The organism is Thermosediminibacter oceani DSM 16646, assembly GCF_000144645.1.
Classification (GTDB): Bacteria; Bacillota; Thermosediminibacteria; order Thermosediminibacterales; family Thermosediminibacteraceae; genus Thermosediminibacter; species Thermosediminibacter oceani.
Map to the genome: position 1 here is coordinate 231,847 of NC_014377.1, position 25,012 is coordinate 256,858.

The following is a 25,012-nucleotide window of genomic DNA, read 5'->3' on the forward strand; positions in this document are numbered from 1 at the left end:
CGCCGGTCTCGATAGCTTTTTAGGTAAAATAAAATAATGGTGCGCCTAGGAGGATTCGAACCCCCGCAAAACCCGGCTCCGGAGGCCGGTGCTCTATCCCCTGAGCTATAGGCGCACGCTGAAAATTTGTTTTGTTTTTTAGGTCACCTCCACGAAAGGTGACTTTGCACGTTTAATTATAACATACAGGGGCGCATAAAACAATAACTTATATTACATTTTTGTAACATTGTAGACTGCGGGTGACTTGTCTGGTATTATTTAAGGTAAAAAAGGTGTATCCTCGCGAGGTGGACTATGGATCTTTTGACAAAATTCAAGGATGCCGAAAAACTCCTGGAGTTTGCCCTGGGCTGCGAGGGCGTCACTGAAGCAAAACTTATTGCCGTCCGCGATGTGGTGGTGGACGAGCGGGTGAGGTTCCAGTGCAGTCATTCGGGCTGCAGGGAATACGGAAAGAGGTTTATGTGCCCTCCTCATGTACCCGGGGTCGACGAATTTCGAAAGGTACTTTCGAATTACATAATGGCTTTGCTCATCCAGGTGCAGGGTTCTGCGAAAGGGGAAGGTGCCGACGAAGAAGCAACAAGGCTTGCTCTGCTTTTACACGATGCCGTGTACCGGACGGAAAAGCGAGCTTTTTCGTTAGGTTTTTCCTTTGCGGCGGGCCTGACGGGAGGGCCCTGCAGGCTGTGTGAGGAATGTCCCGTAACGAAAGATTCCGGTGCCTTCTGCGTGAAAAGAGATAGGGTAAGGCCACCAATGGAAGCCATGGGGATAGACGTTTTTAAGACCTGCAAAAACGCCGGCATGGAGATGGCCTTTACTCCGGGAAAGGTGATCTGGACGGGGATGGTGCTGTTAGACTGAAAAAAAGGGGGTCTAAATAAAGAAATGTTGAAACGCAGGTTTGCCGTATTCTTTTTGACAGTTACGATCATGTTAACGGTTATCACACCCTTCACTGCAAGTGCGGCGGCTTTCGTCAGGGTTATGCTGAACGGCGACGAGTTGAAATTCGATGTTGCGCCCGTCTTGAAGAACAACCGCCTTCTGGTCCCTTTCAGGCTTTTAAGTGAAAATCTGGGCGCCGGCGTTCGGTGGGACGGCAGGACAAAAATGGTCACCGCTTACAAGAGCGAGACCCAGGTGGTCCTCAGGGTGGGGAGTTCGACCGCTTACGTAAACGGGAAACCCGTCAAGCTGGATGTGCCGGCTATGCTGATCCAGGGGCGCACCCTGGTACCGCTCCGGTTTTACAGCGAGGCTTTCGGTGCAGCGGTGGACTGGGATGGTAGGGAGAATACGGTGTTTATAAAGACGGCTGACAAGCTGAGCAAATACATAATGGGGTATTATTATTCACAGTCCTACGACGACTTCATAAACAATGTGGACAAGCTGTCTTCCATAGCTACCAAATGGTACACCCTTAACAGCGATTGTAACCTGACAAGCTATGACGGTTCCCGCTGGATAATGAAGCCGGAAGGGTACGACTCCGTACTCCGGACCGCCAGAGAAAGGGGAGTAAAGGTCCACGCTCTGGTGTTCGAAAGCGACCGGGCCCGGCTGCAGCAGGCTCTGGCCACGGCAGAAAAAAGGAACGCACTGGTCGGCCAGATCCTTGCGGAAGTGGACAAGGAAAATTACGATGGGGTGAACATTGACTTCGAGTACCTCGGGCCTGAGGATAAAGAGAACTTCAATGCTTTCATTAAAGATCTTTACGCCGCCCTCAAATCCAGAAATAAAACCCTGAGCTTGTCGCTGCCGGCAAAAACCGAAAAGCAGGACTGGTGGCCGGGCTACGATTACGGGACCCTGGGCAAATACAGCGATTTCGTGGTGCTGATGGCCTACGATAAAAGCCCGAGCACTCCGGGACCCCAGGCCGGGGTGGAATGGGTGGAAGAGATCGTGAACTACGCTCTTGCCAGGATCCCCGCCGAAAAGATAGTGCTGGGGATAGGTTACTACGGTTATGCCTGGTCGGGGAATGAAAAATACACCGTGCTGGAAGCCAGAAACGGTATGACTTACAGCAAAATTTGGTTCCTGGATGAGCTTGCTCAGAAGTACGGCCTGAAAATGACCATAGACAGCACTTCTCTGATGGATTACGGCAGCTTTACCGATGAAAAAGGCAACATCTATCAAATATGGATGGAAAGCCCAAAATCCGTAGATGCTAAGTCCAAGCTGGCTATTAAAAAAGGGCTTAAGGGTATAGCCGTATGGAGACTCGGGTATACTACGCCTTCCTTCTGGCAGGCGGTGAACGATAATTTCATAGCAGCCAAATAATTTCCGGAATTGCCCCCTGTGAGTTATTGCTCACAGGGGGTTTTTATAAATAACCAAACTTTGTAAACCGAAGAAAACTTATGTGTCTTTATAGTCCCGTATTATTATGGTAGTATAGAATTATGAGCATTATTACTTTCAGGAGTTGATAGTTTGAAAGTAATCGCTCTTGTGGGTAAAAGCGGCACCGGCAAAAGCCATAAGGCCCACATAGTAGCAAGACACTACGGTGCAGAGCTTATAATCGACGACGGGCTTTTGATACACGGCAACCGGGTGGTGGCCGGTTTTTCGGCCAAGAGGGAAGAGACCATGATCGGCGCAATTCGGCGAGCTATCTTCCAGGATCCAGACCATGCCGGGGAAGTGAAAAAGAAGCTGGCCGAGATCAACGCCGGTAAGGTCCTGATAATAGGCACTTCAGAAAAAATGATCCGAGCTATATGCAGGGCTCTGGAACTGCCCGCGCCGGAAGCGGTAGTGCGCATAGAGGATGTGTCCACCCCTGAGGAGATAGAGAAAGCGCGGCTGATAAGGAAATACGAGGGCAAACACGTGATCCCCGTGCCAACGCTGGAAATAAAAAAATATTTTTCTGGCTACCTGTTGGATCCACTTAAGATCTTCTACCGGCGCGGAAAACAGGAGATCGTAACGGAAAAATCGGTAGTAAGGCCCACTTACAGCTATCTGGGACGGTACACCATAGCCGACACGGTCGTCAGCCAGATAGCCCTTCATGCCGCCCTAAGCGTCAAAGGTGTAGGCCCCGGTGGAAGGGCCATAATCGAAAACTACGGGACGGGGGTGGCGATCGTGCTGGAGCTTTCGGTGGAGTACGGGGTGCCGCTCATTCCGCTGCTGGAAAAGGTACAATCGGAAGTGGCAAAGCAGGTGGAACACATGACGGCCCTGAACGTTTTAAGGGTCGATGTTACCGCGAGAAGGCTTTACTTCAAGAAGGAAAATTCGATTTGATGTAGAATATTTTAATTTGTCGAATATTGTATTACAATTCACATTGGTCAGTAATTACAAAGAAGGGGTGAAAAACGGTGTTTTGCTGTGCTGGTGAAGAACACGGAATAGAAAAAAAGTTTCCCGACGACGAGGTGGATCTTTCGGCTCTGGAGCAGGTTTTGAAGGAGTACCGCGGGGTTCCCGGCAGTCTTATTACAGTACTTCAGAAGGTTCAGGATATATACGGGTATCTTCCCAGAAAGGCCCTATACCATATAGCTCGGGAGATAGGTGTAAAGCCCGCCAAAGTCTTCGGAGTGGCCACCTTTTATGCCCAGTTCAGGTTAAAGCCCATAGGCAAACACCTCATAATGGTCTGCCATGGCACGGCCTGCCACGTAAACGGGGCGGAACTAATAACCAGCGCCCTGTGCGATGAGCTGAAAATAAAGGACGGAGAGACTACCGCCGACGGGCTTTTTACCCTTCAAAACGTAGCGTGTCTGGGTTGCTGCAGTCTGGCACCGGTCATGATGATCGACGGGGAAGCTTACGGCAAACTTACGCCCGATAAGGCCAGGGACGTAATAAGGGATATCTATAAGCGCGAGACCGGGAAATAAAAACTGGAGGTGTAGAAAGTGAAAGTAGTCGTTGGCCTCGGAAGCTGCGGAATTGCCGCAGGGGGTAACAGGGTACTGGAGGCTATCCAGGAGGAAGTGGAAAGTAGGAAAATTGATGTAGATGTAAAAAAGGCCGGATGCATTGGAATGTGCTACCTGGAGCCCATTGTCGACGTGATAGATGACGATGGAAACAAGACTACCTACGTCAGGGTAACGCCGGAGATTGTAAAGGAGATTTTCGAAAAACACATCGAAAAAGGCGAGGTTCTGAGCGAGCATGCTATCGGAGAGGACGACCGCTCCTATATCGACGGCCAGGTGAGGATCGCTTTGAGAAACTGCGGCGCGATCGACCCGGAGTCGATAGAGGAATATATCGAAAAGGGCGGCTACAAAGCCCTGGAAAAAGTGCTTAAAGAGATGACTCCGGAGCAGGTCATAGAAGAAATGAAGGTATCGGGCCTGCGGGGCAGGGGCGGCGCCGGCTTTCCCACCTGGTTCAAGTGGAACGCCACAAGGAGCGCCCAGGGATCTCCCAAGTACGTCGTGTGCAACGCCGACGAAGGGGACCCGGGAGCCTTCATGGACAGGAGCGTGCTGGAGGGCGATCCCCACTCGGTACTGGAAGGCATGGCCATTGCCGGCTATGCTATCGGAGCCGAGCATGGATATATCTATGTGAGAGCCGAGTATCCGCTGGCCATAAAGAGGCTGGAAATAGCCATTGAGCAGGCGCGGGAAAAAGGTTTCCTCGGCAGCAATATATTTGGTACCGGCTTTAGCTTCGACGTAAAAATAAAGGCCGGTGCGGGGGCCTTCGTGTGCGGCGAGGAAACCGCCCTCATCGCGTCGCTGGAAGGAGAAAGGGGGATGCCCAGGCTTAAACCGCCGTTCCCCGCTCAGAAAGGGTATATGGGCAAGCCCACCAATATCAACAACGTGGAGACCTTTGCCAACGTGCCGTGGATCATACTCAACGGCGGCAAAGCCTTTGCGGCAATAGGCACCGAAAAGAGCAAGGGCACGAAGGTGTTCGCCCTGGCGGGCAAGGTAAAAAAGGGCGGCCTTGTGGAAGTGCCTATGGGTATACCGCTGAGGGATGTCATCTTCAGGATAGGCGGCGGGATAAAGAACGACAGGAAGATAAAAGCCGTCCAGCTGGGCGGGCCGTCGGGCGGCTGCGTACCCGAGTCCCTGCTGGATACCCCGGTGGACTACGAGTCTATCGTAAAGACCGGCGCCATCATGGGCTCGGGCGGTATGATAGTTATGGACGAGACCACCTGCATGGTGGATATGGCAAGATTTTTCCTGGATTTCACCCGGAAGGAGTCCTGCGGAAAGTGCACCCACTGCCGCCTCGGCACCAAGAGGATGCTGGAGATCCTGGAAAGGATCTGCGAGGGCAGGGGTGAGGAGTCGGATCTGGAGCTGTTGGAGGAACTGGCCGTAAACGTAAAAGGAGGTTCTTTATGCGGCCTCGGCCAGACGGCACCCAACCCCGTTCTCACCACCCTCAGATACTTCAGAGACGAATACGAGGCGCATATAAAGGATAAAAAGTGCCCGGCGAAACAGTGCAAGGCCCTCATCGCCTACAGGATAGATGCGGAAAAATGCAAGAGCTGCGGCCTCTGCGCGCGCAAGTGTCCGGTAAACGCAATAAAGGGCTCGAAGGGGCAGCCTTACGAGATCGTATTAGAAAAATGCACCAAGTGCGGCACTTGTATGCAAGTCTGCCGCTTCGGCGCGGTCTTTGTAGAATAGCTTAAATGGAGGGGGAAACATGGAGGAAATAAGGCTGAATATAAACGGACGCGAAGTCAGAGGGTTAAAAGGGCAGACCATCCTCGAAGTTGCCAGGGAAAACGGGATAGACATCCCTACCCTGTGCTACGACGAGAGGGTTAAGATATACGGTTCCTGCGGACTGTGCCTTGTGGAGGTAGAGGGCGCTCCCAAGCTGCTCCGGGCCTGCGCCACCGAGATTTCCAACGGTATGGTGGTCTACACCGATACGAAAAAGGTTCGGGCATCGAGGAAGGTAGCTTTGGAACTCCTGCTGTCCAACCATACCGGTGACTGCCGGCCGCCCTGCCGTCAGGCATGCCCCGCCCGTACCGACTGTCAGGGATACGTTGGCCTCATAGCCAACGGCCAGTACCGCGAGGCCGTGAAACTGATTAAGGAACAGCTGCCCCTCCCTGCAAGCATCGGGAGAATTTGTCCGCATCCCTGCGAAGACGCCTGCAGAAGGCAGCTGGTTGAGGAGCCCATCGCCATCGCCTGGCTCAAGAGCTTCGTGGGCGATGTGGACCTGGCGTCGGAGTATCCCTATATGCCTGAAATAAAGCCCCCCACCGGCAAATCCGTCAGCGTGATCGGCAGCGGACCGGCGGGGTTGAGCGCCGCGTACTATCTTGCGAAAGAAGGCCACAGGGTTGTGGTCTACGAAGCTATGGAAAAACCCGGCGGAATGCTGAGATACGGTATACCCCAGTACCGCCTCCCCAAAGAGGTGCTGGACAGGGAAATAGACCTGATCAGGAAAATGGGCGTTGAGTTTATAACCGGCTGCAGAGTCGGCAGGGACGTGACTTTGGACTACCTGAGGTCAAGCTATGATGCGGTATTTGTTGCCATAGGCGCCTGGAAAAGCGCAAAAGTAGGTTGTCCCGGCGAGGACCTGGACGGCGTGCTGGGAGGCATCGACTTTTTAAGGGCCGTGGCAAAGGGCGAGCCGGTGAATATGGGCCGCAGGGTCGCGGTGGTGGGCGGCGGCAACACCGCTATGGACGCATGCCGCACTGCGATTCGCCTGGGGGCCGAAGAAGTGTACGTGCTGTACAGGCGCACCAGGAATGAGATGCCCGCCAACGAGGTTGAAATAAAAGAAGCCGAGGAAGAGGGCGTGAAGTTTGTCTTCCTCGTATCGCCGATAGAGATCATGGGCAGGGACGGCAGAGTTGCTGCCGTAAGGCTGCAGAAGATGAGGCTTGGAGAGCCCGACTCCACCGGCAGGAGAAAACCCGAACCCATCCCCGGAGAGGAAATGATACTGGAGGTCGATACGGTTATCGCAGCCATAGGGCAGGAGGTAAACCCCGAAGGCCTGGAAGGCCTAAACCTCACCAGGAAGAGGACCATTTCCGCCGACGAAGGCACTTTTGCCACCAGTATACCGGGGGTATTCGCCGGCGGCGACGCTATCAACGAGGGCCCCGGCATAGCCATCGAGGCTGTAGCCGATGGCAAGAAGGCGGCGGAAGTGATAATGAGTTATCTGGAAGGGAACACCATCCCGTTCAGGGAACCCTATGTGGTGAGACGCAGCGATTTGACCCAAGCCGACTTCGCTGACAGGGAAAGGATTCCCCGTGTTCCCATGCCCCACTTATCTCCCGAAGAGAGGAAGACCAACTTCAGGGAATTCGTCCTGGGCTACAGCGAAGAAGAAGCAAAGAAAGAAGCCATGCGCTGCTTGGAGTGCGGCTGCAAGGACTTCTTCGAGTGCAAGCTCATAAAATACGCCAACGAGTACGGCGTAAACCCCGAAAAGCTCGCCGGTGAGGTCAGCAGGTACGAATACCGGGATGATCATCCGTTTATCGTAAGAGATCCTAATAAGTGTATCCTGTGCGGACTGTGCGTCAGGGTGTGCGACGAGGTCATGGGTATTACCGCCCTGGGATTTGTGAACAGGGGGTTCGACACGGTTATAAAACCTGAATTCGAGCTGCCCTTAAGGGACACTTCCTGCATATCCTGCGGTCAGTGCGTGGCCGTATGTCCCACAGGGGCGCTGCAGGAAAAACCGCCGGTGGCAAAGCCCGTTCCGGTGGCAACGGAGAAAAAGCATACGGTGTGTTCCTTCTGCGGTGTCGGCTGCAATATGAAGCTGGATATAAGGGGAGATATGATTCTGAGGGCCCTTCCCGACAAAGAGAGCCCTGTGGACGCCGGACACCTGTGCGTGAAGGGGCGCTTCGGGTTCAGCGCGTTGAAAGCCGGAGAAAGGCTGACAACGCCGCTGGTCAGGGAGAACGGCAAATTGGCTGAAACTTCCTGGGAAGAAGCCCTGCTCTACGCCGGCAGGAAGGTCCAGGGGATCAGGGCTATGAACGGCGGAGAAAGTCTGGCGGTATTCGTATCGCCCAGGCTCACCAATGAAGAAATTTTCATGGCGGTGGAGTTTGCGAAAAAGGGTTTAGGCACACCTCATGTGGCTTCCTTCAGCAATACCACCAGCGGCCTGAAGGACGTTCTGGGATTCGATGCGTCCACCAATTCGCTGGAAGAGCTGACTTCCACCGACATGATACTGCTCATCGGATGCCGGGTGATGGAGGATTACGCCGTAGCGGGGTTGAAGATAAGAGAGGCGTTGAAGGAAGGGGCTAAGCTTGTCGTCATAAACCCCGAACCTTCCATCGCCGACGAGTGGGCCCACAAAGTGGTAAGGCCGGAAAACAGCGTGGACTTCCTAAAGGCTCTGCTGAAGGGTCTTATCGAGGAAGGCTTTACTTCCGGTGCGGCAAGAGCCGAGGGGTTCGAGGAACTGAAGGCCAGCCTTGCCGATACTGCGGTGTCCGATGACATCAGGGAAATAGCGCGCCTTTACGGCAAGGCCGGGAACGCCATGGTTGTTTTCGACCACGAGAGACTTACCCGCGATGCCGAAAGGCTAATAGCATCCATAGCCGTCGTATCGGGCCACATCGGAAGGCCCCGTAACGGCATCGTCATGCTTAAAGCCAAGGGTAACGCCCAGGGTCTCGTGGACATGGGCGTGACGGCGGACGCCGCAGAAATATTAAAGCTCATCGAACAGGGCAGGATAAAGGGAGCGTTTATTTTCGGAGAAGATCCGGCCGGCGCTGACGCAGCCGTAACCGGTATCCTGAAAAAGCTCGAATTCCTGGCGGTCCAGGACCTTTTCCTGACCGATACCGCCCGCCTGGCGGATGTAGTGCTGCCAGCAGCGGCCTTTTCCGAGTCCCGGGGCTCCTACACCAGCGCCGAGCGCAGAGTGCAGTGGTTTGAGAGGGCTCTCCCGGCCTCCACGGGCCGCGAGAACTGGCAGGTGATACGGGACCTGGCCGGCGCCACCGGATGTGCCTTTAACTTCGGTTCGGCGGAAGAGGTGCTGGATGCGATCTCACGGCAGATACCCGAGTACAGGGGGGTAAAAAAGACGGCCCTGACGGGCGGTGGCATATTCTGGCCGGCGGGGACGAAGGACGCCTTCGGAATGCCGGTGCTGTACAGGGAAGGATTTAATTTCGAAAGCGGTAAGGCGAGATTGGCCGTATCCGCCGGGGGACCTGCGTTCAGGTGCATGGGTCCGGCCGATGCCGTGGAGAGAGCCTTTGCCCGCAAAATGGAGGAGACCGGCATAGCAAGATAATAGCAAGTATAGAGAGCCTGCATCTTCAAGATGCGGGCTCTTAATTTGAATACGTGTGCATACCTTTCCCCTCCGGTTAATATTCTATGAACGGCGGTATAACAGTTTGTGGAAACACTTTATCCAATCATCAATAATTAACAATTGTCGGTGATATATAAGGAAGGATTTTTTTGCTTATCGTTGAATTATATATTATTCGACATTTTTACGAGGAGAGACCTAGATTGAAAATCGGTATACCGAGAACCCTGGCCTACTATGCATACTATCCTTTCATAAATACATTTTTTGAAAAACTGGGCCTTGAAGTGGCAGTATCGGATCCAACGTCGAAGGAGATAGTGGATGCCGGCGTGGAAGATGCCGTGGCGGACGCCTGCGTGCCCATTAAACTTTTTCACGGACACGTCAAAAATCTGATAAACCGTGTGGATTACGTCTTCGTACCGAGGCTGGTGAGTGTAAACCGGGAAGCTACTTTCTGCCCTAAATTTCTGGGACTGCCCGATATGCTCGCCTGTTCGATACCAAACCTGAACAACATGCTGGAGGTCAGAATAGACATCAGAGGGAAAAAAAGGGAGCTTTTTTTAACCTGTCTCAGGGTTGCAGGGAAATTCAAAAAGGGGTTCTTTACGGCTTACAACGCCTATAGAAAAGCCCTCATAAGCTTTAAAGACTACACCAACCAGTTCCTGCAGGGGGGTATTCCGCCCCTGGGTATAATGGCCCAGAAAAAAAGTGCCGATATCAAACTGGGGGTCGTCGGCTACCCGTATATGCTTTACGACCCTTACGTCAGCCTGGACCTTATAAAAAAGCTGATAGGCATGGGAACTTATGTGGTTACTCCCGAGATGGTACCGGAAGAGGTGAAGCAGAAATACGCGGGGAAGCTTAGAAAGACGCTCTTCTGGACCTTCAGCAACAGCGTCCTGCGGACCGCTTTTCATTTTCTGGAGACCGGCTGCGTCGACGGCATCATTCACGTGACCGCTTTCGGCTGCGGTCCTGATTTTATCGTGGATAAAATAATGGAACTGGAGGCCAGGGAGAGGAACATGGCTTACTTAACAATCGCCCTCGACGAGCACACCGGGCAGGAAGGCCTTAACACCAGGCTGGAAGCCTTTGTAGATATGCTGAGGAGAAAAAGAAAGGTAAAAGAGGCGGCTATGTTATGAGGAAAGTATCCTATCCTTACTTAGGGAATGCTACTATAACCTTTCAAAAACTCATGAAAGCGCTGGGCAACGATGTGGTGCTGCCCAAACGGCCCACCGAGGAAACTCTGAGCCTGGGCACCAAATATGCTCCGGAGTTCGCGTGCCTGCCCTTCAAGATAGTGCTGGGAACCTACATCGAGGCTTTGGAAGCTGGAGCCGACACGCTTGTTTCCACCGGAGGTGTGGGGCCCTGCAGGGCCGGACTCTATACTACGTTGCACGAAAAGATTTTGAAGAGCCTGGGCTACGACTTCGAGATGATAACCCTGGAACCTCCCGGCAGGCATCTGAGGGACCTGATAGCCAGTATAAAAAAACTGGTGAGTAAAAAGCTTTCCATCGCCGATTACTTCAGAATCGGGCGTTTTGTATGGAAGGAGCTTCAGCTGCTGGATAAGGCGGAAAAGCTCTCTCATAAGATAAGGCCCCTGGAAGTTAAAAAGGGTGAAACTACCAGGACGTATAAAAAGTGCGCTGAACTGATAGCACAGGCGCAGAGTTACCGCGACCTTGTGGAAATCGAAAGGGAAATCGAGCTTTTATATGAAAAAATCGAAAAAAAAGATATCGATCCCATAAAAATAGGCATCGTCGGGGAAATATACGTGGTCATTGAACCGGCGGCCAACCTGGAAATAGAGGAAATGCTGGGGGATCTGGGGGTTTATGCGGAAAGGTCCATGTTCCTGGCATCTTACACTTTCTACAACGCCGTTATGGACCTCTTCAGAATGCCCGGTGAAAGGGATGTGAAAAAACTGGCTTCTCCGTATTTCAAGGAGATGTGCGGCGGCCACGGGCGGGAATCAGTGGGCAACGCCATACTCTTCGCAAAAAGGGGATTTGACGGGGTGATACAACTTTCGCCATTTACCTGCATCCCCGAGATTGTGGCAAAGAGCATACTGCCCAAGGTCTGCGCTGAATACGGTATAGGCTTTCTGCCGGTAACGCTTGACGAGCAGACGGGCAAGGAAGGATTGAGGACCCGCGTGGAGGCCTTCGTAGACCTCCTGGCAGCCAAGCGTAAGAAGAAAAAAATGAACCTTGGAAAAGGAGATGTAGTATATGGCACACTATCTGGGTATTGACGTGGGTTCCGTCAGCACGAACCTGATCATCATGGATGAAAGCGGCGAGGTGGAGGAAGCGGTTTACATCCGCACCCAGGGCCAGCCCATAAAGGCGGTCCAGGAAGGGCTGCGGCTACTTAATTCGAGAGGTCATGGAAAGTGGGATATCAGGGGTGTTGGCACCACCGGCAGCGGCCGCCAACTGGCAGCGGTGATTGCGGGTGCCGACATTGTAAAAAACGAGATAACCGCCCATGCAGTCGCCGCCCAGAAGGAAGTCCCCGACGTGCGAACGGTTATAGAGATAGGCGGACAGGATTCGAAAATAATAATACTGAGGGACGGCGTCGTAACCGACTTTGCCATGAACACCGTCTGCGCTGCCGGTACCGGGTCGTTCCTGGACCAACAGGCCAACAGGCTGGGTATACCCATAGAAGAGTTTGGTTCATACGCCCTCAGGTCGAAGAACCCGGTGCGCATTGCGGGGAGATGTGCGGTATTTGCGGAATCGGACATGATACATAAGCAGCAGCTGGGTTACAAAATAGAGGATATAATAAGGGGCCTGTGTCAGGCCCTGGTCAGGAACTATCTGAACAACGTGGGCAAAGGCAAGGAAATACTGCCCCGGGTGGTATTCCAGGGCGGCGTGGCGGCAAATGTAGGGATGAAGGCCGCCTTCGAGGAAGCGCTTGGAATGGAAGTATACGTCCCAAAATACCACCACGTCATGGGAGCCCTCGGCGCTGCCTTGCTGGCCAGAGACGCTGGAGTGGAAAAAACAAAATTCAGGGGCTTTCAGGCCAGCGATATAGAGTTTGCGGCGGACAGTTTCGAGTGTCAGGGCTGTTCCAACCACTGCGAGGTGGTAAACATAAAAATGGAGGGAAAGGTAATCGCACGCTGGGGAGACAGGTGCAACAAGTGGAAGGTTATTGAGGATTCCGGTGCGGCTTAACGGATGTTGGCGGAGCGGGCCCAGTCTATTATATCGGAAAAATCTTTATAAGCGATGGCGGGGATGTCATTTCTGCGGCAGTGGGAAAGAAGAACCCCTTTCGCAAAAATGACATCCGCTTTTTTTATCGCACAAATATCCGAATGGCCGTCGCCTACGTAAACCGCTAATCCATTTTTTGGCTTCAATTTGTCGATGAGTTCGGCTTTGCAGGTGCCGCACTGCGGGCACGACCAGGAAGAGTGCGGGCTTTCGATATCGAATTTCCGGCCGTCGATTATAAGCATATTGGAAAAATAGGGTATATCCTTTATCCCGTATTTTTTAAAAACTGTTTCTATATTAAAATCGTACCCGTCGCTCAGTATGTAAATTTCATATCCCCTTTCCCGGCAGAATTCCACAAAGGGCATGAAATAGTCGTCAATCTCCATGTTTTCAATTAAAAAATTCCTGAGATCTTCTTCGCCGGCGTCAAAGAGCTTAAACGTTTCCCTGGCGCTCTCTTCGGTGGAAATTTCCCCCCTCTGCCACCTTAGCTCTATCTCTTCCCAGTCACCCCGGGCGAAATTCCGGGTCATCGCTACGCATGTGTCCTCTTTGGTTATCGTCCCGTCGAAGTCTATAAAAAAAGCGATCTTCATTGGCATTCTCCTTTTTATAAAAGTAACGTCCGGGCGTCAAAAATCGATCATCAGAATTATATCATATACCTAAAATCAAAAAAAGCCTGCCGATGGCTAACTATCGATACCCATTGGGATACGGTACCTCGCTAACCATCGGCAGGTATTTTTATTTTTTCCCGAAAAACATGCGATATTACTATATGTTACTGGAAGTATTTCCAGGGATAATCAATTTATAAATGAGAGATATTAGTACCGGAGGTGATTGCCGGTGCGAGCTCTGTGGAGGGGCTCTATAAGCTTCGGCCTGGTAAACGTGCCGGTAAAGATGTACGCCGCAACCGAACGAAAGAGCGTGAGCTTCCGGCAGATCCATAGGGAATGCGGCACTCCCATACGCTACGAAAAGGTATGCCCGGCGTGCAACCGGAAAGTCGAGGATGATGAGATAGCCCGGGGGTACGAATACGAAAAGGGAAAGTTCGTTATAATCGAAGACAAAGACCTGGAGAGCATACCGGACGAGACAACCCGTACCATCGATATCATAGATTTTGTAAACCTGGCGGAAATAGATCCCATTTATTTTGACCACTCCTACTTTCTTGGGCCCGAAGAGACAGGGCAGAAGGCTTACCTGTTGCTCTTAAAAGCCCTGAAGGAAACCGGAAAAATCGCCATAGCAAAAGTGATGATAAGGGCGAAACAGAGCCTGGCGTGCCTCAGACCTTACGGTGAAAACCGCCTGGTGATGGAGACTATGTTCTATCCCGATGAGGTGAGGGATGCCGGTGAAATCCCGGTTTCGCCGGAGGTAAAAATCCACGAGAACGAGATCAAGATGGCGGTGCAGCTCATAAACTCCCTGGCTACCGACTTTAAACCCGAGAAATACACCGACGAGTACAGGAAAGCTCTGCTGGACATAATAAGGGCCAAGGTCGAAGGTCAGGATATCAGGATACCCGCTCCCAGGGAGGAGAAGGTGGTAGACCTCATGGAAGCCCTCAAGGCGAGCCTGGCCATGGTAGAAAAGGAAAAGGAGAGCAAAAAAGAGGCCGCAGGCCGCGGCAGGAGGAAGAGGGCCACCTCATGACCCGAATTCCACCCGCCTTATTACCGGATGCCTGAGATAACCTTCGTCGGTATAATCGAGAAATTCCACTTCAACAGCGACCGAAGGGCTGACCCATACGGGCTTTTCCCTCCTTTCGATTTGCGGCGGGTTGGCAAAAGGGCATGACTCCTTTGCGGATTTTGAAAGCAAATCGTATAGGACCCTGCTCGTTTCGGCACCAAGTCCGCTGGACGCCCTGCCGATATAAATGAGTTCACCCTCGACGAGCTGCCCCAGAAACAGGGAGCGCACGCTTTTTCCTTCGGCCAGAAAGCCGCCCACCAGGGCGGTTACCTCGCGGCGGTTTTTGATTTTGAGCCATTTGTCGCTCTTTTTCCCGATCTGGTAAACGCTGTCCAGCCTTTTGGCTACTATGCCTTCAAGTCCCCTCTCCCTGGCGATCTCATAAAGGGCGATTCCCCGGCCCGGGAAGGTATCGGTCACCACCACCGGGTCCGAGGACCTCAGGGTGGACTTTAATATGTGGTACCGCCGGGAAAATGGCAGGTCGATGAGGCTCTTTCCATTCAAGTAAAGGATGTCGAAAACCACGTAGGTTACAGGTATCCTTGAGGCCAGATAGTTTATGGTGCCCGGGTCGGTGGCCCAGTCCCGCCTCATCAACTGCTGGAAGCTGGGCTTTCCGCCGATCAAAGTTATCATCTCTCCATCCAGTACCGCGTCGGAGTCCCCGAGGACATCCGAAAGCGTTCCTGCCACCTCCGGGTACTGGGCGGTGCGCCTTTTCATTTTCCGGTTGAAAAGCTCCACGCCGCCGCTCAAGTGGGCTACTATCCTGGTGCCGTCCCACTTTATCTGGAAGCCGTATTTTTCGTCGTCGAAGGGCTTCGGGTGAGGCAGCGGCTCCATGGGTATGAAGGGTATCCCGGGCTTTATCATTTTACATCACCGTACATATTCTTCCCGTTTAAAAAATATTTTTGCATTAAAGGAAATTTAAGGATTAAAGCTAAATATAATAATATAATCGGGTAGGTGTGGTATTATTGCCTGTCGTCATAGTAGAAGACGAAAAACTTGAGCTGACCAACCTTTCCAAAGTGATGTGGCCTGAGGACAACATAACAAAGGCTGATTTCATAGACTACTACGTCCGCGTAGCTCCTTATGTACTGCCCCACCTAAAGGACCGCCCCATGGTTTTCACCCGGTACCCCGACGGCATATACGGCAAGGCTTTTTACCAGAAAAACATTCCCGATTACGCTCCCGAGTGGCTCAGGACCTACGACGAGGAGAGTTTCACCGGAGGCAAGAGGAAGGTTGTGCGCTACGCCCTTATCGACGATATGAAAAGCTTGCTCTGGGCCGCGAATCAGGCAAGCCTTGAGATGCACCCCTGGCTTTCCAGAGTGGGGACCATAGAATACCCGGACTTCGTCGTGTTCGACCTGGACCCTATGGAAAATACCGATTTCGAGGACGCCCGGCAGCTGGCGCTGGCGCTGAAAAAACTGCTTGATATGGAGGGACTCGTGGGATTTCCGAAGACTTCCGGTGCCACCGGCATTCAGGTATACGTGCCGATAGAGCCCAGGTACACCTACCGGGAGGTCAGGGTTTTTGCAAAAATTTTCTGCAGGGTTCTGGAAAGGACCTTTCCCGAAAAAGCAACTACCGAAAGAAGCATAAAAAAACGCAGGGGCAAGGTGTACCTCGACTACCTGCAAAACATAAAGGGCAAAACGCTGATCGCACCTTACAGCCCCAGGCCTATAGCGGGAGCGCCGGTATCGGCTCCGGTTACATGGGATGAACTTGAAGAGGGGGTCAGGCCCTCTATGTTCACCATCAGGAACATGCCCGAAAGGCTTCAAAAGGTGGGAGACCTGTTCAAAGGCGTCCTGGAAGTGAAACAGCGTATTGACAGGTGGCTGTAGGAGGGACTTTTGTGAACATTACCCTGGGGTGGTTTGTGGATTTCTGCATATTTCTTATCGCTGCGTCCCTCACCATGGGCTTTTTTAGTCTGGTCAGGGGGATATTGAGGTTCATACAAAGGAGGTTGGGATAGCGTTGGCAAGGGTTCTGGTGATAGGAGGGGGCCCCGGCGGCCTTACAGCAGCAGCTTCGGCTGCATCCATGGGCCATGAGGTAAGGCTCCTGGAAAAGGGCCGGATAGGCGAAAATATCCGGTGCGCCGAAGGTTTCTTCGATGTGCTGAAAAAGCTGGGAAAGCCCGGCGCGGGCGTGAGATTCAAGGTAGAAAAGCTGATCGCGAAAGCTTTAGCCACCTACGAAATAGACGTGTCAGATCTGAATCTCTGGATGATCGACAGAAGGGAATGGCAGGAAGACCTCGCCCGCATTGCCCGGGATAAGGGTGCGGTCATTGAGGAAAACAGCCCGGTTTCTCCGAAAGACCTGGAGGGACTGATGAGGGATTACGACTACATAATAGACGCCAGCGGTGCACCTCCGGTTACTGCCAGGGCTTACGGATTTGCTGACTTTTACAAGCAAAACTGCGCCAGGACCGTGCAGTACGTCATGGAGGGGGATTTTTCTTACCTGGGGAATAACCTGAAAGTAGGGCTGTTGCCGGGACTTTACGGCTACTACTGGATATTTCCCAAAGACGGACACACGGCTAACGTCGGGGTCGGAAGCTTCGGTGGAGAGCCGTTGCCGCTGTGGAACCGGCTTCGCGATGTGCTGGAAATGGAAGGACTTGCGGGATACGCTATAAAAAGAAAGCTGGGGGGCATCTGCCCGATCAGGATGGCCCCGCGTCTGGTTTACGACAACATACTGCTGGTGGGTGACGCCGCCGGGCTCACATCCCCTCTTCACGGCGGCGGTATCGACATGGCGGTGCTCAGCGGCATGGAAGCGGTAAGAAGCCTTTCTTCCGGTGGAACGGACTACGAGAAAAACCTCCGCAAGCTGCTTTCTCCGAGGCTCACGATTGAAGCCATGGCGGCGGGTGTATGGAAAAAGAAAGGTTTCGAAGAGATGGACGAACTAATAGGTAAACTGGTAAAAACGGGGCTTTACAGGCCGTTTCTTAACCCGAACCAATTCAATAGCTTTACGGCCGGGCTGATTGCCAAAATCCTCAGGGTGGAAAATCCTGCGGTGTAACCGCGGGTTTTTTTATGCTGTTATTTTTATCCATATGAGATTGCCCGCTTTTCAATTGTGTTATAATATACTAGAGGTGGTTTTGGGTGTATGAACTCCTGGCTCAAATTTTGAAATTTCTATTAATCGGGCTAATATATTATTTTTTATATAATTTTTTAAAGTTGATGGTGCTAGACCTGAGTGAAGAAAAAAATACGTCAGTGGATACCGGTTATTACCTCAGGAGCGACGATGGCAGGGAATACCCCCTCCGGCCTGTAACTACAATAGGTCGTGCCGGGGATTCCGATATAGTGATAAACGACCCTTATCTTTCCAGCAAGCACGCCATGATCTTTAAAAAGGGCAGAAGGATGGTCATACAGGATCTTAAAAGCACCAACGGCACATTTTTAAACGGAAAGCGCATAAAAAAGGCGGTGGCTTTAAAGGAAAAGGACGTCATAACGATGGGCAGCAGGAAATTCACCTTTTTGAGGAGGGAGGCCCGTGGACTCGAAAGTGGAAGCGACGTATAACAGGGCACTGAGCGCGATGGCACTGACGGGTTTAATTTCCTTTTTACTCCTAACCATCTTCAGAAAGCCCGTAACGCTGGTGCCCTTTTACGGTGCCGTGATATTTTTGAGCATAGTATTCATCGGCTATTTTTTTACGGGGTGGATCTTCCCCAGCTCGGACAAATTTCTGTTTATACTGGCGGGGTTTCTGACGGAATTGGGCCTCATAATGCTCTGCAGGATCAACATGGAACTTTTTAAAAGACAGGTCGCCTTTTTCGCCCTTGGCGTCGGATTTTTTATTTTGAGCAGCATTCTTACGAGGTACTTCATCAGCCTCGAACTCAAACCCGTTTACTTCTGGGGCGCTACTGTAGCGCTGCTTTTGCTGCCCCTTCTTTTCGGAGTGGAAAAAGGGGGAGCCAAGAACTGGCTGGCTTTCAGCGGTTTTACTTTCCAGCCCTCCGAACTTGCCAAGATCACCTTCGTGTTTTACCTGGCCGGTGTTTTGAAACAAAATAAAATTAATAATTTCCCCAGGCTTGCGGCTGAAATCCTGGCTGCTGTCGGTCTTCTGGCTATCTCCAAGGACCTGGGCGGGGCGATGCTGTTTTACATTACGGCGCTGGCCGTGATTTTCACCGCCACTTCCAGGCTGGATTTGACGGCTGCCGGGCTGTCTGCCGCCGGAATCTTGGGTGTTCTGAGCTACTTTCTTTTCGACCACGTGAGGGTCAGGATTGAAGCCTGGTTAAACCCGTGGCAGGACGTCCCGGGCAGGGGTTATCAAATCGTCCAGTCCCTTTTTGCAATAGCGGAAGGCGGCTATTTCGGTACCGGGCTTGGCCTTGGGCGGCCGGACTTCATTCCCGCGGTGGCGACGGACTTCATCTTCTCCGCTTTTGCGGAGGAATTTGGATTTCTCGGGGCTGCCGCAGTCATCCTCATGTATTTCCTAATGGTGTACAGGGGCATAAAGATAGCGCTCAGGTTGGAGGACAGCTACCCGGCTCTGATAGCCCTGGGATACACGGTGATGTTCGGCATGCAAATATTTACAATTATAGGCGGTGTTATAAAGCTGATACCGGTAACCGGCGTCACGCTGCCGTTTATGAGCTACGGGGGGAGTTCCATGGTCATGAGTTTTACGTCTCTTGGCATTCTGAACGGGCTGTGGCTCCAGGCGAGGGAAGGAGAGACCGATGGAGAAGCTGCATAGAAACATAAAGCTGGTATTTGCGGTGTTCTGCGGGCTTTTTATGTGCCTTTTGGGATACCTCACCTATTTCCAGGTTTATGAGCGGCAAAAGCTCATAGAAAGCTCATATAACCGGAGGCTCTGGGAACAGGAGGAGAGCATTACCAGAGGCACCGTGTACGATATTAGGGGAAGAGTCCTCGCCGCTACGGTTGTGGAAAACGGTGCGAAAAGGCGGGTTTACCCCCAGGGGCCGGCTTTCGGTCCGCTGCTCGGGTATTCCAGCAGGAAGCTGGGGAGGGCCGGGTTGGAAGAGGTGCTGAACGGGGAGCTTTTAGGAATTTCCCAGCAGGATCCCATGCTGTTGTTGCGCCAGAAGATTCTGGGAGTTTCAAAGGGCAACGATGTTTACCTGACGATAGACTCGGACCTTCAAAAAAGAGCATACGAGCTTTTTCAGGGAAGGCGGGGGGCTCTGGTAGCCCTGGACCCGAATACCGGCGCGGTTCTTGCAATGGTGAGCTCACCGGGTTACAATCCCAGCAGTGTCGAAAAGCAGTGGGAAGCACTGTCTAAGGACAAGGCGAGTCCCCTGCTCAACAGGGCCATCCAGGGGCTGTACCCTCCAGGCTCGTCCTTTAAAATAGTGACCCTTGCCGCAGCCTTGGAAAGCATACCGGATATTGAGAAAAGGACTTACGAGACGCCGGGGTACGTGAAGGTCAGCGGAAGAGTCATAAGGGATTACGAAGGGATGGAACCGGGCAATTACGACGTTAAGAGGGCTTTCAGCCTCTCCAGCAACTCGATTTTTGTGAAAATAGGGCTTGAAGTGGGAAAGGAGAGGCTTTTTGCCAAAGCCCAGGAATTCGGGTTTAATTCAAAAATCCCCTTTGAGCTGCCGGCGGCCGTGAGCCGATTCCCCAGGTTTTCCCTTATGAGCGACGACGTAGAACTGGCTGAAGCTTCCATAGGCCAGGGCCGCATCCTGGCGACTCCGCTTCAAATGGCCATGGTAGCTTCCACGGTGGCCAACGGCGGCAAGATGATACAGCCGTATATCGTGCAAAAGACGGTTACACCTCTAGGGCACGTAAAAAATTTTGAGAAGGCGGGTTCTGCGAAGCAGGTAATCGACGAAGTGACGGCGAACAAGATAAGGGAATATATGGTTGATGTGGTAGAAAACGGCACCGGTACTCCGGCAAGGGTTCGCGGCATACCCGTAGCCGGAAAAACCGGCAGCGCCGAAAACCCCCACGGAGAGACCCACGCCTGGTTTGTAGGCTTCGCCCCGGCGGACGACCCTAAGATAGCGGTGGCGGTCGTTGTGGAAAACGCCGGTTCCGGCGGCAGAAACGCCGGGCCTATTGCCAGGGAGGTAATATCACAGTACCTGGAGCGCCTGCAATAACTTTATAAACAATGTAAAGATAACCGGAGGGTAGTAAAAGATGAGGATAAAAAAGAGCCTTCTGGCGGATGGGGCTCTGCTCCTAGTCACCATGGCGTGGGGGCTCAACTTTGTCGTAATGAAAAACGCCCTTCAGAGGATAACGCCTTTCATGTACCTTGCCGTGAGGTTTTTGCTGGCTTTTCTCGTCCTTGCAGCCGTCTTCAATGAAAATATAAAAAAAGTGGATAAAAGGGATATAATCGGAGGTAGCATCATAGGCCTTTTTCTCTTCCTGGGGTTTGCCACCCAGACGGTGGGGCTTATTTATACCACACCGGCCAAGTCCGGGTTCATAACGGGAAGCAATGTAGTAATGGTGCCGTTTCTGGCGTACTTTGTAAACAAAAAGTTCCCCGGCTGGTACCAGGTGTTGGGGGCTGCCGTCACTTTTGCAGGATTGGGTGTCATCTCCCTGGAAGGCGGGTTAAGGGTAAATGTAGGGGATTTTCTTACACTGCTTTGCGCCGTATTTTTTGCCATGCAGATAGTGAGCACCGAATACTACGCCAGGCGGGGCAATCCGATTAACCTCGCAATCCTTGAAACGGGTATAACCGGAATGCTGTCGCTCTTTGTCGGTGCCTTGACCGAGCCCATGCCCGTAACGCTGGATTTATCGATGTGGATCGCGATACTGTATGCGGTTATATGCTGCACAGCAGGCGCTTTTCTCGTCCAGAACGTTGCGCAGAAATACACCACCTCGACCCACGCGGCAGTCATCATGTGCCAGGAAGCGGTATTTGCCGGTGTATTTTCCTTCCTCTTCTGGGGTGAGCCCGTAACGTTCAAAGCCCTCGCAGGCTTTGCGCTGATACTGGCAGGGGTACTGATAACCGAGCTTTCCCCTGCTTACGGACTTAAAACGGAAACCCTTTGATGATCTGTCGATAATACCCCTGGGAACCGTTACAGGGGGTAATATAAAAGGTTAGGGGAAGGGGGAGGGGGATGCTCAAAGTATGTAACATTAAAAAAACTTATAAGAAACCGCCCGTTACAGCTCTCGCCGGTGTCTCCCTGGAGGTGATGGAAGGTGAGGTGGTGGGGCTATTGGGTCCTAACGGGTCCGGCAAAACCACCCTGATAAAGATCATCAACGGCATCATCCTTCAGGACTCCGGGGAAATTTACATCGGCGGCCGGCCGGTTAAAAACTCCCGGGAGTTTGCAAATTTTTTAGGTTCGGTCTTCGATACGGAAAGGAGCCTCTCCTGGGGCCTCACGGTGCGCCAGAACTTAATGTACTTTGCACACTTAAAAGGAGCCGCCTCCGGAGAAGTCAAGGCAAAATTCGAATACCTGGGGGAAATATTCGATCTCAAGGAATTATGGGACAGGAGGGTAGCCACCCTGTCCCACGGGCAGAGGCAGCGGGCGGCTATAGCAACTGCTTTGGCGCATGATCCCAAAATTTTGATTCTTGATGAACCCACCAACGGCCTTGATGTGGAAAATACAATACACCTTTCCGGAATCATAAGGTCGCTTTTGGAGAAAAAGCTCTCAATACTGATTTCCTCCCACAATCTGGGGTTTATAGAGGAAGTGGCCGACCGCGTGTATCTCATGAAACAGGGGCGCGTGGTGGGGAATGTGAGGCTGGAAGAACCGGAAAAACAGGAAGAAATGCGGTATTACCACATATATTTATCGTACGATGCAACCCACGAAGATGCCAGAAAGCTCGAACTTGCGGGGTTCCGCGTAATTGACATTAGCGGGGCCATGCTGAAGGTGGAGGTGCCTCAATCCGTGCCGGCAAGCCGCATTTTGGAGGTTATGAGTGAAATCGGCCTCATCGTCAGATCGGTTCTTCCCGTTAAGAGAAATCTCATGGAGCTTTACCGCCGTGTCGTTCTTCAGAATTTACCACCCGGGGAGGTGGATGTAAATGAAAGCGCTTCGCGCTGCGACGGCTGAGATGATACGGGAAATCCAGGAGAGCTGGTATTATAAGGCGAACTTCCTCAGCGAACTTATGATAGATATAATAATATTTGGGATGATAATATTTCTAGGAGGCTATTCCGACATGGGCGCCGCCTATGGAGTGACAAGGACTGAGACCCGACCGCTCGTACTTTTAGGATACCTTTTCTGGTATTATTCAGCAAGTGCGCTCAGCGTCATGGGCAACGATATTTCCATCGAGGCGGCAAGGGGAATATTGGAGCACAAATTTACTTCAGTGGCACCGCCTGCACTGCTACTGGCCGGGAAAGCAATAGGACACGTTGTCACTACTACGGCTTTCATTCTTGTGATTTGTGGGGTGTTCTTTCTACTTTTCAGGGTGTCGATCGACGTGACGGCGGGAGCACTGGCCGCACTATCTTTAACTCTCGTCGGGATGTAAGGGCTCGGCTACATATTTGCGGGATTTGCCCTATACGTCAAGAGGGTTAACAGGGTAGTGATCTTATTCCAGACGCTGATATTCTTTATTTCAGGAATGCTGTATCCTCCGGATATGCTGCCGGAAATCTTCGGCTGGATTTCCCGGAGCCTTCCCGTTACCCAGGGCATGCATATCGCGAGGTTGAGCATGATGGGATTGCCCGTACCCTCAGAGCTGTGGCTCATGCTGGCCTTTACATCTTTAATTTGCCTTGCAGTAGGACTTTTAGTGTTCTCGCATTTTGCAAGGCTCGTCCGGAAAAACGGCCTGCTCGGCAGCCATTGATAAACTTCCAAAAAGGAGGGAATGTTATGTCCAAGCTTTTTTCCAAAATAAAAATAAAAGATATGGAAGTGAGAAACAGGATCGTCATGCCGCCCATGTGCATGTACAGCTCCGATGATAAGGGCTTTCCAAACTCCTGGCATTTGATCCACTACGCCACCAGGGCCATCGGCGGGGTTGGTCTTGTCATCATGGAGGCCACGGCCGTGGAAAAAAGAGGAAGGATATCCGAAAGGGATCTCGGTATATGGGACGACGCTCATATAGAAGGGCTTGCGGAGATAGCATCAGAAGTTAAAAAACACGGAGCAAAAATAGGCATACAGCTTGCCCATGCCGGAAGAAAGTGCGGCGCGCCGGGCGAAGATCTTATCGCCCCGAGCCCCATAGCCTTCGACGAAACCTACGGCGTGCCCCGGGAGATGACCAAAGAGGATATAAAAGAAGTGGTAAGCGCATTCAAAGCCGCAGCTTATAGAGCGTACAGGGCCGGATTCGATATCATAGAGATTCACGGCGCCCACGGCTATCTTATAAGCGAATTTCTCTCCCCTCTCACCAACAAGCGGACCGACGAATACGGAGGAAACCTCCAAAACAGGGCGAGGTTTTTGAGAGAAGTTATAAGGGCTGTAAGGGAAGTATGGCCTGAAGAAAAGCCTCTCATGGTCAGGGTTTCCGCCGAAGACTATGCGGAGGGCGGGAATCATGATATAGATCTCGCTAATATCATAAACCTGGTAAAGGGCGAAGGGGTGGATATAATCGATGTCAGCTCCGGAGCGGTGGTGCCGGCAACGATAAAAGCTTACCCCGGATACCAGGTAAGGTTTGCGGAAACCATAAGAAAAATGACGGGACTCCCCGTAATAGCCGGCGGGCTCATCACGGTGCCCGAAATGGCCGAAGAAATCCTGCAAAACGAGAGGGCAGACATGGTATATTTAGGCAGAGAGCTCTTGAGAAACCCCTACTGGCCTTTAAGCGCCGCAAAAGAGCTCGGCGATGATATTAAGTGGCCCGAACAGTATGAAAGGAGCAGGAAATGATTTCACGCAAAAAGATTTTAAGATTCCAAAAGGATGACCCGGCTTTGAAAGCCCTTTCGAAAGCCGACGAAAAAATGGCCTATCTTATACACCTCATCGGTGATTATTCGCTGGAGCTGGAGGAGGACTATTTTCAGTCGCTTGTCCAGTCTATAGTAGGGCAGCAGCTTTCCATGAAGGCCGCGGATAGCATCTGGCGAAAGCTGCAGGACCTGTGCGGCGAGGTGACGCCCGCGAGAATCTTGAGTTTAAGCGAGGACGAACTGAGGAGCGCAGGATTGTCGAAGAAAAAAATAGAATATATTAAAGACCTGTCGGAAAAGGTCCTATCCGGCATCCTGGACCTTGATAAAATCGACTCCATGGCCGATGAGGAAGTGATAGAAGCTCTGGTTCGGGTAAAGGGGATCGGGCGGTGGACCGCCGAAATGTTCCTGATATTTTCCCTGGGAAGGCCCGATGTCTTTTCCGTAGCGGACCTGGGGCTTCAGAGGGCCGTGAAATGGCTTTACGGGCTTTCCGATTGGCCCGACAAAAAATTTCTCATCGAGTGCAGCCAGAGGTGGAAGCCTTACAGGACGGCAGCGTCGCTGTACCTCTGGGAAGCCAAAAACAGGGGGATTGTGGACGAAAAAGACGTGGCAGGAGAATAAAGTAGTGGTGGATTTATTTGGACGCGCTTGTATTATATACCTTTCCGATG

The 25,012-nt window shown here is 52.1% G+C and carries 24 protein-coding genes and 1 tRNA gene; 22 read left to right on the forward strand and 3 right to left on the reverse strand.

The features are described 5' to 3' along the window. Positions 1-37: 37 nt before the first annotated feature. Positions 38-115, reverse strand: a tRNA-Arg gene (locus TOCE_RS01235). Positions 116-297: 182 nt separating this feature from the next. Here TOCE_RS01235 and TOCE_RS01240 point away from each other — a divergent pair. The 9 genes from TOCE_RS01240 to TOCE_RS01280 all read left to right on the forward strand — a co-directional run bounded on the left by TOCE_RS01240 (position 298) and on the right by TOCE_RS01280 (position 12,563). Continuing rightward, complete coding sequence (locus TOCE_RS01240; RefSeq protein ID WP_013275075.1) at positions 298-870, forward strand: DUF2284 domain-containing protein; 573 nt, start codon at positions 298-300, stop codon at positions 868-870. 24 nt (positions 871-894) lie between these two features. Next, a complete protein-coding gene (locus TOCE_RS01245) occupies positions 895-2,307 on the forward strand; it encodes a stalk domain-containing protein (protein WP_013275076.1) in 1,413 nt (470 codons plus the stop codon). Between the two features lie 153 nt (positions 2,308-2,460). Then, complete coding sequence (locus TOCE_RS01250) at positions 2,461-3,285, forward strand: Asp23/Gls24 family envelope stress response protein (protein ID WP_013275077.1); 825 nt, start codon at positions 2,461-2,463, stop codon at positions 3,283-3,285. Between the two features lie 77 nt (positions 3,286-3,362). Then, complete coding sequence (gene nuoE / locus TOCE_RS01255) at positions 3,363-3,890, forward strand: NADH-quinone oxidoreductase subunit NuoE (protein WP_013275078.1); 528 nt, start codon at positions 3,363-3,365, stop codon at positions 3,888-3,890. 18 nt (positions 3,891-3,908) lie between these two features. Beyond that, a complete protein-coding gene (gene nuoF, locus TOCE_RS01260) occupies positions 3,909-5,660 on the forward strand; it encodes an NADH-quinone oxidoreductase subunit NuoF (protein WP_013275079.1) in 1,752 nt (583 codons plus the stop codon). Between the two features lie 19 nt (positions 5,661-5,679). Continuing rightward, positions 5,680-9,300, forward strand: a complete 3,621-nt coding sequence (locus TOCE_RS01265) for an NAD(P)-binding protein (RefSeq protein ID WP_013275080.1) — start codon at positions 5,680-5,682, stop codon at positions 9,298-9,300. Between the two features lie 227 nt (positions 9,301-9,527). After that, complete coding sequence (locus TOCE_RS01270) at positions 9,528-10,487, forward strand: acyl-CoA dehydratase activase-related protein (protein ID WP_013275081.1); 960 nt, start codon at positions 9,528-9,530, stop codon at positions 10,485-10,487. Next, entirely contained in the window at positions 10,484-11,620 is a 1,137-nt protein-coding gene (locus TOCE_RS01275) for a 2-hydroxyacyl-CoA dehydratase (protein ID WP_013275082.1), read from the forward strand. Before TOCE_RS01270 ends, TOCE_RS01275 begins: the two co-directional genes overlap by 4 nt. Further along, complete coding sequence (locus tag TOCE_RS01280) at positions 11,598-12,563, forward strand: acyl-CoA dehydratase activase (protein ID WP_013275083.1); 966 nt, start codon at positions 11,598-11,600, stop codon at positions 12,561-12,563. Before TOCE_RS01275 ends, TOCE_RS01280 begins: the two co-directional genes overlap by 23 nt. Here TOCE_RS01280 and TOCE_RS01285 read toward each other — a convergent pair. Next, a complete protein-coding gene (locus TOCE_RS01285; protein WP_013275084.1) occupies positions 12,560-13,207 on the reverse strand; it encodes an MtnX-like HAD-IB family phosphatase in 648 nt (215 codons plus the stop codon). The genes TOCE_RS01280 and TOCE_RS01285 overlap by 4 nt on opposite strands. A 256-nt stretch (positions 13,208-13,463) precedes the next feature. Between TOCE_RS01285 and ku the strand changes: the two genes are divergently transcribed. Beyond that, entirely contained in the window at positions 13,464-14,288 is an 825-nt protein-coding gene (gene ku / locus TOCE_RS01290; protein WP_013275085.1) for a non-homologous end joining protein Ku, read from the forward strand. Here the strand turns inward: ku and TOCE_RS01295 are convergent. After that, entirely contained in the window at positions 14,283-15,209 is a 927-nt protein-coding gene (locus TOCE_RS01295) for an ATP-dependent DNA ligase (RefSeq protein WP_013275086.1), read from the reverse strand. The genes ku and TOCE_RS01295 overlap by 6 nt on opposite strands. Positions 15,210-15,307: 98 nt before the next feature. Here TOCE_RS01295 and ligD point away from each other — a divergent pair, with 98 nt between their 5' ends. The 12 genes from ligD (at position 15,308) to TOCE_RS01350 (ending at position 24,962) form a co-directional block, all read left to right on the forward strand. After that, positions 15,308-16,210, forward strand: a complete 903-nt coding sequence (gene ligD, locus TOCE_RS01300; protein WP_148218353.1) for a non-homologous end-joining DNA ligase — start codon at positions 15,308-15,310, stop codon at positions 16,208-16,210. An 11-nt stretch (positions 16,211-16,221) separates the two neighbouring features. Then, positions 16,222-16,344 carry a hypothetical protein gene (locus TOCE_RS12730; protein WP_281054640.1) on the forward strand — a complete coding sequence of 41 codons (123 nt, stop codon included), beginning with the start codon at positions 16,222-16,224 and terminating at the stop codon, positions 16,342-16,344. Between the two features lie 2 nt (positions 16,345-16,346). Further along, positions 16,347-17,414, forward strand: coding sequence for an NAD(P)/FAD-dependent oxidoreductase (locus TOCE_RS01305; RefSeq protein ID WP_013275088.1), 1,068 nt, complete (start codon positions 16,347-16,349; stop codon positions 17,412-17,414). An 86-nt stretch (positions 17,415-17,500) separates the two neighbouring features. After that, positions 17,501-17,935: an FHA domain-containing protein gene (locus tag TOCE_RS01310; protein ID WP_013275089.1), complete on the forward strand. Its 435-nt coding sequence runs from the start codon at positions 17,501-17,503 to the stop codon at positions 17,933-17,935. Further along, positions 17,907-19,139: an FtsW/RodA/SpoVE family cell cycle protein gene (locus tag TOCE_RS01315; protein WP_013275090.1), complete on the forward strand. Its 1,233-nt coding sequence runs from the start codon at positions 17,907-17,909 to the stop codon at positions 19,137-19,139. The genes TOCE_RS01310 and TOCE_RS01315 overlap by 29 nt, the downstream gene beginning before the upstream one ends. Continuing rightward, positions 19,123-20,532 carry a peptidoglycan D,D-transpeptidase FtsI family protein gene (locus TOCE_RS01320; RefSeq protein ID WP_013275091.1) on the forward strand — a complete coding sequence of 470 codons (1,410 nt, stop codon included), beginning with the start codon at positions 19,123-19,125 and terminating at the stop codon, positions 20,530-20,532. Before TOCE_RS01315 ends, TOCE_RS01320 begins: the two co-directional genes overlap by 17 nt. Positions 20,533-20,572: 40 nt before the next feature. Beyond that, positions 20,573-21,454 (forward strand): DMT family transporter, encoded by an 882-nt coding sequence (locus TOCE_RS01325; RefSeq protein ID WP_013275092.1) that lies wholly within the window; start codon positions 20,573-20,575, stop codon positions 21,452-21,454. A gap of 71 nt (positions 21,455-21,525) precedes the next feature. After that, on the forward strand, positions 21,526-22,497 hold the full coding sequence (locus TOCE_RS01330) for an ABC transporter ATP-binding protein (RefSeq protein ID WP_013275093.1): 972 nt from the start codon (positions 21,526-21,528) through the stop codon (positions 22,495-22,497). Beyond that, positions 22,469-22,933 carry a hypothetical protein gene (locus TOCE_RS01335; RefSeq protein ID WP_041423817.1) on the forward strand — a complete coding sequence of 155 codons (465 nt, stop codon included), beginning with the start codon at positions 22,469-22,471 and terminating at the stop codon, positions 22,931-22,933. The genes TOCE_RS01330 and TOCE_RS01335 overlap by 29 nt, the downstream gene beginning before the upstream one ends. A gap of 12 nt (positions 22,934-22,945) precedes the next feature. Further along, positions 22,946-23,260: a hypothetical protein gene (locus tag TOCE_RS01340; RefSeq protein ID WP_342606905.1), complete on the forward strand. Its 315-nt coding sequence runs from the start codon at positions 22,946-22,948 to the stop codon at positions 23,258-23,260. A gap of 26 nt (positions 23,261-23,286) precedes the next feature. Continuing rightward, a complete protein-coding gene (namA, locus tag TOCE_RS01345) occupies positions 23,287-24,309 on the forward strand; it encodes an NADPH dehydrogenase NamA (protein WP_013275094.1) in 1,023 nt (340 codons plus the stop codon). Then, entirely contained in the window at positions 24,306-24,962 is a 657-nt protein-coding gene (locus TOCE_RS01350) for a DNA-3-methyladenine glycosylase family protein (RefSeq protein WP_013275095.1), read from the forward strand. Before namA ends, TOCE_RS01350 begins: the two co-directional genes overlap by 4 nt. Positions 24,963-25,012 lie beyond the last annotated feature (50 nt).